Raw genomic sequence first — 9040 nt, forward strand, 5'->3', positions numbered from 1 at the left:
AGGCGCGAGGCGCGAGGCGCGAGGCGCGAGGCGCGAGGCGCGAGGCGCGAGGCGCGAGGCGCGAGGCGCGAGGCGCGGGGTTGGTCAGGCCGTGACCGGCACGGCCGGGGTGGCGGAGTCGGCCGGGGTGGTCACGGGGGTCAGAGTGACCGGGCGGCGTTCGCGGGTGGACCACTGCACCGCGAGGGTGGCCAGCAGCACCAGGCAGGAGCCGAGCATGTGCGCGCCGACCAGTACCGCCGGTACGTGGGTGAAGTACTGCACGAACCCGATCAGGCCCTGCCCGAGTTCCACCGCGACCAGGACGATGGCGGCCCGGGTGGCCCGCTGGGCGCCGACCGCGCGGAACGCGAAGATCAGTGCGACCGAGAGGCCGATCAGCAGGAAGACGCTGTCGGCGTGCACCTGGGAGATCGACTCCGGGTCGAGCCCGTTGCGGGCCGCGCCCTGGTCGCCGGCGTGCGGGCCGCTGCCGGTGACCCAGGTGCCGATGACCAGCACCGCGACACCGACCGCGGTGGTGACCCGGGCCAGCACGCGCAGCGGTGCCGGCACCACGGCCACCGTCGGGCCGTCCGGCTCGGCGATCCGTCGCCAGAGGGCGTACGAGGCGGCGATCACCGCCATCGAGGCGAGGAAGTGCAGCCCGACCACCCACGGGTTGAGGTTGGTGAGCACGGTGATGCCGCCGATCACCGCCTGGGCGGGAATGCCCAGGAAGACCGCGACTGCGAGCGCGAGCAGCCCGGGTCGGCGTGGCCGGTGCGCCAGCACCGCCAGTACGGTGGCGAGTGCGATCAGACCCACCGCGAAGGTCAGCATCCGGTTGCCGAACTCGATCACCCCGTGCGCGCCCATCTCGGACGTGGTGACGTACGACCCGTCGGTGCACCGGGGCCAGGTGGGGCAGCCGAGACCCGACGCAGTCAATCGGACGGCCCCGCCGGTGACGACGATGCCCACGTTCGCGATGATCGAGGCGAACGCGAGGCGGCGCAGCAGGATGCCGGGGACCGGACGGACGATACGGTTCACGGCGCAAATCCTACGCACCGTAGTGATCGAGGTTCGTCCGACTCCTTCGGGTCGGTGGTTCGGATCACCGGGGCCCGGGTTTGCGACCCTCCGGGTAATTACGTAACGTTGGCGTTGTGAAAAACACGGCGGCGCTCTCCGGGCAGAAGCCGACGCCCGTCCCGGCCGTCGGTGTGTCCGCGTCCGCACCCGCCGTGACCACGTCGGCCACGTTCGCTGCCGGTACGTCGGCGTCCGAGGTCTCCACCCGGGACCGGGTGACCCAGCAGCTCCTGGAGCGGGGTGCCACGACGGCCGCGCAGCTCGGTCTGGCGCTCGGCCTCAGCCCGGCGGCGATCCGCCGGCACCTGGACGCGATGCTCGCCGACGGTGACGTCGTCGCCCGCGAGCAGACCGTGCAGGGCAGCCGCGGTCGGGGGCGTCCGGCGAAGGTCTTCGTGTTGACCGAGGCGGCCCGGGTGCGCTGTGGCACTCACCACTACGACAACATGGCCACCGCCGCGCTGCGCTGGATAGCCCGCAGCGGCGGCTCGGACGCGGTCGAGGCGTTCGCCACCGAGCAGGTGTCCGCCCTGGAGTCCCGCTGTCGGAGCGCCATGGAGGACGCCGGCGACGACCCCCTCGCGCGGGCGGAGGCACTCGCCGGAGCGCTCACCGCCGAGGGTTACGCTGCAAACGCGACCACGATCGCCTCTGGCGGTCAGCTCTGCCAACACCACTGTCCGGTGGCGCACGTGGCCGCCGAGTTCCCTCAGCTGTGCGAGGCCGAGACCGCGGTCATCTCCCGTCTGGTCGGCACCCACGTACAGCGCCTGGCCACCATCGCGCACGGCGACGGGGTGTGCACCACGCACATTCCCACTCAGCCGACCCGCGCCCAATCCGGTAATCCCGTCACCACTGTGAGGACAGATAGATGACCGAGCAGATCGTCCAGCCCCTGACCCAGGAAGAGCAGCTTGCCGCCCTGGGTCGCTACGAGTACGGCTGGTCCGACCCGGACGCCGCCGGGGCGGTTGCCCAGCGCGGCATCAACGAGGCGGTGGTGCGGGACATCTCGGCCAAGAAGAACGAGCCGGCCTGGATGCTCGACCTGCGCCTGAAGGGCCTGCGGCTCTTCGGCCGCAAGCCGATGCCGGCCTGGGGCGCCGACCTCACCGGGATCGACTTCGACAACATCAAGTACTTCGTCCGGTCCACCGAGAAGCAGGCCACCAGCTGGGAGGACCTGCCGGAGGACATCAAGAACACGTACGACCGGCTGGGCATCCCGGAGGCGGAGAAGCAGCGGCTGGTCGCGGGTGTGGCGGCGCAGTACGAGTCCGAGGTCGTCTACCACAAGATCCGTGAGGACCTTGAGGAGCAGGGTGTCCTGTTCCTGGACACCGACACCGCGCTGCGTGAGCACGAGGATGTCTTCAAGGAGTACTTCGGCACGGTGATCCCGGTCGGCGACAACAAGTTCGCCGCGCTGAACACCTCCGTGTGGTCCGGTGGCTCGTTCATCTACGTGCCGAAGGGTGTGCACGTGGAGATTCCGCTGCAGGCCTACTTCCGGATCAACACCGAGAACATGGGCCAGTTCGAGCGGACGCTGATCATCGTCGACGAGGGCGCGTACGTGCACTACGTCGAGGGCTGCACGGCGCCGCTCTACTCCTCCGACTCGCTGCACAGCGCGGTCGTGGAGATCATCGTCAAGAAGAACGCCCGGTGCCGTTACACGACCATCCAGAACTGGTCGAACAACGTCTACAACCTGGTCACCAAGCGCGCCGTCTGCCACGAGGGCGCGACCATGGAGTGGGTCGACGGCAACATCGGCTCCAAGGTCACCATGAAGTACCCGGCGGTCTACATGACCGGCGAGCACGCCAAGGGCGAGGTGCTCTCGGTGGCGATGGCCGGCGAGGGCCAGCACCAGGACGCCGGCGCCAAGATGGTGCACGCCGCGCCGCACACCTCCTCGACCATCGTGTCGAAGTCGATCGCCCGGGGCGGCGGCCGCACCTCGTACCGCGGTCTGGTGCAGGTGCTGGAGGGCTCGCACCACAGCCGGAGCACGGTCAAGTGCGACGCGCTGCTGGTCGACACCATCTCCCGCTCGGACACCTACCCGTACGTCGACATCCGCGAGGACGACGTGTCGATGGGTCACGAGGCGACCGTCTCCAAGATCAGCGATGACCAGCTCTTCTACCTGATGAGCCGGGGCCTGAGCGAGGACGAGGCGATGGCCATGATCGTCCGCGGCTTCATCGAGCCGATCGCCAAGGAGCTCCCGATGGAGTACGCGCTGGAGCTCAACCGCCTGATCGAGCTCCAGATGGAGGGCGCGGTCGGCTGACGCCGCCCGGCCCGTGCGCGGCCCGGTCCCGACTCTGCCGGGCCGCGTCCAGCCCGACCCGTCGGGCCGAGCCGCGTGAACCCGACCCGTCCTCCGATCAATGACACCGTCGTCGCAGAACAGACCAAGGAAGAAATGACTACCCAGGCTTCCGCGCCACCCAGCACCAAGTCGCAGGCGCTGCGCTCGTACGACGTCGCCGACTTCCCGGCCCTCACCGGCCTGGAGGAGGAGTGGCGCTTCACTCCGCTCAAGCGCCTCCGCGGCCTGGCCGGCGAGCCGCAGGTCTCCGCCGACACGGTCCGCCACGAGTACGGCGACCTGCCGGAGGGCGTGACGATCGAGCGGATCGGCATGGACGACGCGCGGGTGGGCAGTGTGCTCACCCCGGTCGACCGGGTGAGCGCGCTCGCCTACGGCTCGGCCGGCCAGGCGCTGCTGGTCCAGGTGGCCAGCGACGCCGTGGTCTCGGCGCCGGTGGGCCTGCGGGTGGTCGGCGACAGCGTCGAGGGTCGCGCCTTCGGGCACACCTTCGTCGAGGTGGGCCGGTTCGCCGAGGTGACCCTGGTGCTGGAGCACGTCGGCTCGGCGACCTTGGCGGACAACGTCGAGGTCTCGGTGGCCGACGGCGCGAAGCTCATCCTGGTCACCGTGGCCGACTGGGCGGCCGGCGCGGTCCAGGCCCAGCACCTCAAGGTCAAGCTGGGTCGGGACGCCAAGGTCATCCACATCCAGGTCAGTCTCGGCGGCGACCTGGTCCGGCAGTTCACCTCGGTGGAGTACACCGGGCGGGGCGGCGAGGCCGAGCTGTACGGCGTCTACTTCGCCGACTCCGGTCAGCACCTGGAGCACCGGCAGTTGGTCGACCACTCCGTGCCGGACTGCCGCAGCTACGTCGGCTACCGGGGTGCCCTGCAGGGCGCGGAGGCGCACACCGTCTGGGTCGGCGACGTGCTGATCCAGGCCGAGGCGACCGGCACCGACACGTACGAGATCAACCGGAACCTGCTGCTCACCGACGGCGCGCGGGCCGACTCCGTACCCAATCTGGAGATCGAGACCGGCGAGATCGCCGGCGCTGGCCACGCCAGCGCGACCGGCCGCTTCGACGACGAGCAGTTGTTCTACCTGATGGCCCGGGGTATCCCGGAGGGTGAGGCCCGTCGCCTGGTGGTCCGCGGCTTCTTCGCCGAGCTGATCAACAAGATCCCGGTGGAGTCGCTGCGTGAGCGCCTGGGCGACGCGATCGAGGCCCGGCTGACCAAGGCCGGCGCCTGATGATCCGGATCTGCTCCACCGAGGACGTGCCGAAGGGGACCGCGATCAGCGCGGACGTCGACGGCACGCCGATCGCGCTGGTACACGGCGAGGACGGCGAGTTCTACGCCGCCTACGACGAGTGCTCGCACGCCTCGGTCGCCCTCTCCGAGGGTGAGGTCGACGGCTGCACACTCGAGTGCTGGCTGCACGGCTCGCGCTTCGACCTGCGCACCGGGCAGCCCTCCGGGCTGCCGGCCACCGAACCCGTACCCGTCTACCCCGTCGAAGTCCGCGACGGCGACATCTACCTCAGCCTGACGCCGAGTAATGGAGTGACCCGATAATGAGCACCCTGGAGATCCGCGACCTGAAGGTGTCGGTCAAGCTGCCCGAGGGTGAGCTCAAGCCGATCCTGGCCGGCGTCGACCTGACCGTCCGCTCCGGTGAGACCCACGCGATCATGGGCCCGAACGGCTCCGGCAAGTCCACCCTGGCGTACTCGATCGCCGGCCATCCCAAGTACGAGATCACCGGCGGCTCGGTGACCCTCGACGGCGAGGACGTGCTGGCCATGACCGTGGACGAGCGGGCCCGCGCCGGCCTCTTCCTGGCCATGCAGTACCCGGTCGAGGTGCCCGGCGTCTCGGTGGCGAACTTCCTGCGGACCGCGAAGACCGCCATCGACGGCGAGGCGCCGAAGCTGCGTACCTGGGGTGGCGAGCTGCGCAGCGCGATGGAGCGGCTCCAGATGGACCCGGCGTTCGCCCAGCGCAACGTCAACGAGGGTTTCTCCGGCGGTGAGAAGAAGCGGCACGAGATCGTCCAGCTGGAGCTGCTCAAGCCGAAGATCGCCATCCTCGACGAGACCGACTCCGGCCTCGACGTGGACGCGCTGCGGGTGGTCAGTGAGGGCGTCAACCGGGTCCGCGACACCGGCGACACCGGCGTGCTGCTGATCACGCACTACACGCGGATCCTGCGCTACATCAAGCCGGACTTCGTACACGTCTTCGTGGGCGGCCGGATCGTCGAACAGGGCGGCCCGGAGTTGGCCGACAAGCTCGAGGCCGAGGGCTACGAGCGGTACGCCGCCGGGGCCGGTACGGCCCGGGCCTGAGTGGGAGGGGCGCTGCCGAGATGACCACCATCGCGATCCCGCCCGGGATGCCGCAGTACGACGACGTGCCGCGTTTCGACGTGGCACGGGTGCGGGCCGACTTCCCGATCCTGAACCGGGAGATCAACGGGTACCCGCTGGTCTACCTCGACAGCGCCAACACCTCGCACAAGCCTCGCCAGGTGCTCGACGTGCTCGAGGAGCACTACGCGCTGCACAACGCCAACGTGTCGCGCTCGGTGCACACCCTGGGCACCGAGGCCACCGAGGCGTACGAGGGGGCGCGGGCCAAGGTCGCCGCGTTCATCAACGCGCCGAGCACCGACGAGGTGGTGTTCACCAAGAACTCCACCGAGGCGATCAACATCGTGGCGTACGCGTTCTCCAACGCGTCGCTGCGTCCGGACGCCGACCCCCGGTTCCGGCTGGGTCCCGGCGACGAGGTGGTGATCTCCGAGATGGAGCACCACTCGAACATCGTCCCGTGGCAGTTGCTGTGTGAGCGGACCGGCGCGACCCTGCGCTGGTTCCCGGTCACCGAGGGCGGCCGGCTCGACGAGTCGGGCCTGGAGGACCTGGTCACCGAACGGACGAAGATCGTCTCGCTGGTGCACGTGTCGAACATCCTGGGCACGGTCAACGCCACCTCCCGGATCACCGAGCGGGTGCGTGCGGTGGGTGCGCTGCTGCTGCTGGACTGCTCGCAGTCGGTGCCGCACCTGCCCATCGACGTGGTCGACCTGGACGCCGACTACATCGTCTTCACCGGGCACAAGATGTGCGGCCCGACCGGCATCGGTGTGCTCTGGGGTCGGGGCGAGCTGCTGGCGGCGATGCCGCCGGTGTTCGGTGGCGGCTCGATGATCGAGACGGTCACCATGGCCCGCACGACGTACGCCGCGCCGCCGGCCCGGTTCGAGGCGGGCACCCCGCCGATCGCCGAGGCGGTCGCGCTCGGCGCGGCGGTGGACTACCTCACCGGCATCGGCATGCGGGCCATCCAGTGGCACGAGAAGGAGCTGACCGCGTACGCGCTGGACGCTCTCGCCTCGGTGCCCGACCTGCGGATCTTCGGCCCGACCGTACCGGTGGGGCGGGGCGGCACCATCTCGTTCGCACTGGGTGACGTGCACCCGCACGACGTGGGTCAGGTGCTCGACTCGCTCGGCGTGCAGGTGCGGGTGGGCCACCACTGTGCCAAGCCGGTGTGCAGCCGGTTCGGAGTCCCGGCGATGACCCGGGCCTCGTTCTACCTCTACACCACCACCGAGGAGATCGACGCTCTGGTGGCCGGTCTGGAGCAGGTGCGGAAGGTGTTCGACTGATGCAGCTCGACCAGCTCTACCAAGAGATCATCCTGGACCACTACAAGCATCCGCACGGGCGTGGCCTGCGCGACGCCGACGACCCGGGCGACCAGGTCGCGGAGGCGCACCACGTCAACCCGACCTGCGGCGACGAGGTCACCGTCCGGGTGGCCACCGACGGCGGCGTGCTGCACGACATCTCGTACGAGGGGATGGGCTGCTCGATCAGCCAGGCGTCGGCGAGCGTGTTGCACGAGTTGCTGCGCGGTCGGGGCGCCGGGGAAGCTTTCGAGGTGCACGAGGCGTTCGTCGAGTTGATGTCCGGCCGTGGTCAGGTCACGCCGGACGAGGACGTGCTCGGTGACGGGGTGGCTTTCGCGGGCGTTGCCCGCTACCCCGCTCGGGTCAAGTGCGCGCTGCTGCCGTGGATGGCGTTCAAGGACGCCGCGGCACGCGCCGGTGTGGGCGTGAGCCCGGAGGTGAAGGCATGAGCGAGAACACTGCTACCGCAGCGACGCCGGAGGCCGGTGACGCCACCGCGGCACCGCAGACCGACGCCGCCGCGACCGACGCCGCCGCGACGCCGGGCGCCGGCGATGCCGTCGCCCCGGCCGCCGGTGTCAGCAAGGCCATGATCGCCGACATCGAGGAGGCGATGAAGGACGTCGTCGACCCGGAGTTGGGCATCAACGTGGTCGACCTGGGTCTGGTGTACGGGGTGCACGTCGACGACGAGAATGTCGCGACCCTGGACATGACGCTCACCTCGGCGGCCTGCCCGTTGACCGACGTGATCGAGGACCAGGCCCGGCAGGCGCTGACCACCGGCCCCGGCGGCGGCCTGGTCAACGACATCCGGATCAACTGGGTCTGGCTGCCGCCGTGGGGCCCGGACAAGATCACTGACGAGGGCCGGGACCAGCTCCGCTCCCTCGGCTTCAACGTCTGAGCCGTTGGGTCTCCGTCGAGCGCGGTACCCCTGCCGGGGTGCCGCGCTCGACGCTTTCCAGCGCACTCACCCCCGCTTCATCAAGATCACTTGCTGCGATGCTGAGGCGCCGCAAGTGATCACCGCGGGTGTGGTGGAAATCGGTGGTGGTGGGCGGGGCTGGGGGCGCAGGATGGGCGGGTGATCGAGGCGTACCGGATGCGGGTTTCTGTTGGCGCGGCTACCACCGCGCGCCGACAGCGGCCGGTCCCGGGGTCCGCCTCGACCTGGCATCCACGACCGTGACCGGGGCGTTGCTCGCCGGTCTCGTCGCCGGTTACGGCGTCGCCATCCCGGTGGGCGCGATCGCGGTGCTCATCCTGGGGCTCAGTGCCCGTACCTCGTTCCGGGTCGGCGCGGCCGGGGCGCTCGGCGTGGCCACCGCCGACGGCCTGTACGCGGCCGTCGCCGCGCTGGGTGGCGCGGCGGTGGCTGGCGTCGTCGAACCGGTGGCTGGCCCCCTGCGGGTGGTGGCCGCGGCGGTGCTGCTCGCGCTCGCCGTGCACGGTGCCTGGCGTGCGGTGCGACCCCGTCCGGTCGCCGACGCGCGCAGCCGTCGCGGTCTGGACACCCCGCTGCGGGCGTTCGTCGGAATTCTGGCGCTGACACTGCTCAACCCGGCGACGGTGGTCTATTTCGCCGCGTTGGTGCTCGGCCGGGGCGATGCCGCCGATCCGGGGCGCTCGACGGCAGCGCTGTTCGTGCTCGGGGCGTTCGTCGCCTCGGCGAGCTGGCAACTCCTCATCGCCACCGGCGGCACCCTGATCGGCCGCCTCCTCACCAGCCCTCGCGGCCGACAACTGACCGCCCTCGCGAGCAGCGCCATCATCACAACCCTGGCCCTGGCAATCCTTCTAACTCCCTAGACCCTGTTGATCATGAAGTTATCGTCACGACGCGCCGGTGTCGACGTCGCCAACGTCATGATCAACGCGCCGAGCGGGCCGAGCGGGCCGGGCGGGGTGGGGCGGGGTGGCCGCCCGACG

At 70.2% G+C, this 9040-nt stretch carries 10 protein-coding genes; 9 read left to right on the forward strand and 1 reads right to left on the reverse strand.

Annotation, left to right across the window (positions count from 1 at the left end; translation table 11 throughout):
* Window positions 1-84: 84 nt before the first annotated feature.
* Window positions 85-1035, reverse strand: a complete 951-nt coding sequence (locus ACFQGL_RS32025) for a COX15/CtaA family protein (protein WP_377516385.1) — start codon at window positions 1033-1035, stop codon at window positions 85-87.
* Window positions 1036-1229: 194 nt separating this feature from the next.
* On the opposite strand from ACFQGL_RS32025, the gene ACFQGL_RS32030 reads away from it, so the two are divergent.
* The 9 genes from ACFQGL_RS32030 to ACFQGL_RS32070 all read left to right on the forward strand — a co-directional run bounded on the left by ACFQGL_RS32030 (window position 1230) and on the right by ACFQGL_RS32070 (window position 8920).
* Window positions 1230-1955 (forward strand): helix-turn-helix transcriptional regulator, encoded by a 726-nt coding sequence (locus ACFQGL_RS32030; RefSeq protein ID WP_377516398.1) that lies wholly within the window; start codon window positions 1230-1232, stop codon window positions 1953-1955.
* Window positions 1952-3382, forward strand: coding sequence for a Fe-S cluster assembly protein SufB (gene sufB, locus ACFQGL_RS32035; RefSeq protein WP_074312771.1), 1431 nt, complete (start codon window positions 1952-1954; stop codon window positions 3380-3382). Before ACFQGL_RS32030 ends, sufB begins: the two co-directional genes overlap by 4 nt.
* Window positions 3383-3517: 135 nt before the next feature.
* Window positions 3518-4660, forward strand: a complete 1143-nt coding sequence (gene sufD / locus ACFQGL_RS32040; RefSeq protein WP_377516386.1) for a Fe-S cluster assembly protein SufD — start codon at window positions 3518-3520, stop codon at window positions 4658-4660.
* Window positions 4660-4986 (forward strand): non-heme iron oxygenase ferredoxin subunit, encoded by a 327-nt coding sequence (locus ACFQGL_RS32045; protein ID WP_109820754.1) that lies wholly within the window; start codon window positions 4660-4662, stop codon window positions 4984-4986. Before sufD ends, ACFQGL_RS32045 begins: the two co-directional genes overlap by 1 nt.
* On the forward strand, window positions 4986-5759 hold the full coding sequence (sufC, locus tag ACFQGL_RS32050; RefSeq protein ID WP_377516388.1) for a Fe-S cluster assembly ATPase SufC: 774 nt from the start codon (window positions 4986-4988) through the stop codon (window positions 5757-5759). The genes ACFQGL_RS32045 and sufC overlap by 1 nt, the downstream gene beginning before the upstream one ends.
* A gap of 20 nt (window positions 5760-5779) precedes the next feature.
* The gene (locus tag ACFQGL_RS32055; RefSeq protein WP_377516390.1) at window positions 5780-7084 is read left to right on the forward strand and encodes a cysteine desulfurase; all 1305 of its coding nucleotides are present in this window, start codon (window positions 5780-5782) and stop codon (window positions 7082-7084) included.
* Window positions 7084-7557 (forward strand): Fe-S cluster assembly sulfur transfer protein SufU, encoded by a 474-nt coding sequence (gene sufU, locus ACFQGL_RS32060; protein ID WP_377516393.1) that lies wholly within the window; start codon window positions 7084-7086, stop codon window positions 7555-7557. The genes ACFQGL_RS32055 and sufU overlap by 1 nt, the downstream gene beginning before the upstream one ends.
* Window positions 7554-8015 carry a metal-sulfur cluster assembly factor gene (locus ACFQGL_RS32065; protein WP_377516394.1) on the forward strand — a complete coding sequence of 154 codons (462 nt, stop codon included), beginning with the start codon at window positions 7554-7556 and terminating at the stop codon, window positions 8013-8015. The genes sufU and ACFQGL_RS32065 overlap by 4 nt, the downstream gene beginning before the upstream one ends.
* 281 nt (window positions 8016-8296) lie before the next feature.
* On the forward strand, window positions 8297-8920 hold the full coding sequence (locus ACFQGL_RS32070; RefSeq protein WP_377516396.1) for a LysE family transporter: 624 nt from the start codon (window positions 8297-8299) through the stop codon (window positions 8918-8920).
* The last annotated feature ends 120 nt before the right edge of the window (window positions 8921-9040 follow it).

Origin of the sequence: Micromonospora vulcania, from assembly GCF_042658605.1 — a bacterium.
GTDB classification, from domain to species: domain Bacteria; phylum Actinomycetota; class Actinomycetes; order Mycobacteriales; family Micromonosporaceae; genus Micromonospora; species Micromonospora vulcania.